General features: G+C 36.0%; 1 protein-coding gene. It reads right to left on the reverse strand.

What is annotated here, in order from left to right:
• Positions 1-207: 207 nt before the first annotated feature.
• Positions 208-1353: an IS91 family transposase gene (locus ND811_RS19210; protein ID WP_265361237.1), complete on the reverse strand. Its 1146-nt coding sequence runs from the start codon at positions 1351-1353 to the stop codon at positions 208-210.
• Positions 1354-1452 lie beyond the last annotated feature (99 nt).

The following is a 1452-nucleotide window of genomic DNA, read 5'->3' on the forward strand; positions in this document are numbered from 1 at the left end:
CTAACCGACGTAGGCTGGCCCTGAGTCCCGGACGGGACGTTAGGGACTGGCACGAGGCTTGCGTAAGCAAGAGGAGTGCCAGAAGCCTATGTGTCGTAGACCGAGCGAGGGCGCAAGTCCCGAAGCGAAGTGGTTAGCGGCTGTTATACGTAGTGACCCAGTTTGGGAGAGTAATGGAGAATGTATACCCAAAAATGAGTCATAAATTTAAGCCGCGATGGAGTTAAAGAATTCCAGATTAGGTGGTTCGTCTCCAAAAGTATGTCCGACATATAAAGGCATCTGGAAAGGTAAAGTTTTCTCAATGAGAATCATATGTTTTTTACAGATAGGACAAAACTTGTAAGGCAAATAATCGGACTCATGTTCGAAGTTTTCTGGATGAATGTTTGTAATAGCATCCAAGTTACTGTATCCAGGGAAATGTAGTTTTGCAGAATTAAGACATTTCTTAGCTTTATGAGAATAGATCCCAAAATAGCGAATTGATTTAGTTCCTAGTGGCAAAACATGTAAAAGGTAACGTTTGATGAAGTTTTTTTGGGACAAATCAGAAGAAAGATTCCCTACATTAATGGAGACGATCTCGTCATCGGTATTAAGATCCTGTTCATTTAAGTTAGACCCTTTTATTGATTTAGTAAAGTAGTCGATGACGTGGTATGGCTCAGAGATTTTTTCTGAAGTAAAAGCGAACATTTTGTAATTAGAATTGATTAAGTCTAGAAAAGAGTTTCCTAAAGAAAGATGTTTTTTGTAAAAAGAGAGAAGTTCTTTCTTTAGAATGACTTTGTAAATAGAATTGAACTGGAAAAAATCAAAAAGTTTATTTTGAGAAAGAACCCATTTGTTATTAGATTTATCGAATCCCCCATCAGTAATAAGAACATGAATATGAGGGTGGAACTGGTTTAGTTTTCCATGAGTGTGTAAAACCATGATAAAACCTGGAATAACATCTTTATCGAGAGAAAGTTTAATAATTTTATAAATAGTTTTCTTTGAAGCCTCAAAGAGTAGATTCAGAAAATCTTTATAAAAAGTATTAACAAAGGGATAACAGAAAGTAGGTAACTTAAAGACAAGATGGTAATGATCCGTATTAATAACCAAGTTTTTTGTAGCTTCGTTCCATAGAGATTTGTTTCTGTATTGGCATTTAGGACAGAATCTGTTATTACAAGAATTTCTAAGAAAGACAGAGAAATGCTCATCAGGACATTGGTAAAGATGACCGTTCATAGCATTAGTTCTGCATTGAGCAATATCGAGAGCAGTTTTCTTAACATGTTTAGGTAGGTTAGCCGATTCAATGAACTCGATGTTTTTGATAAAGATGTCTTGAATATCCATGCACAAAGATGTCCCAAAAGTGCAGAGTTGGTATCCTATTTTTCTGTGTCAAAACTGACAAAAAGATAAGATTTTGGGTCATTACGTATAACGAACTAG

Source organism: Leptospira soteropolitanensis, from assembly GCF_026151655.1.
Taxonomy (GTDB): domain Bacteria; phylum Spirochaetota; class Leptospiria; order Leptospirales; family Leptospiraceae; genus Leptospira_A; species Leptospira_A soteropolitanensis.

What these genes read in the sequence shown, in the direction of transcription:
- ND811_RS19210 (WP_265361237.1), bottom strand. Translation starts at nt 1,353, where the DNA reads ATGGATATTCAAGACATCTTTATCAAAAACATCGAGTTCATTGAATCG.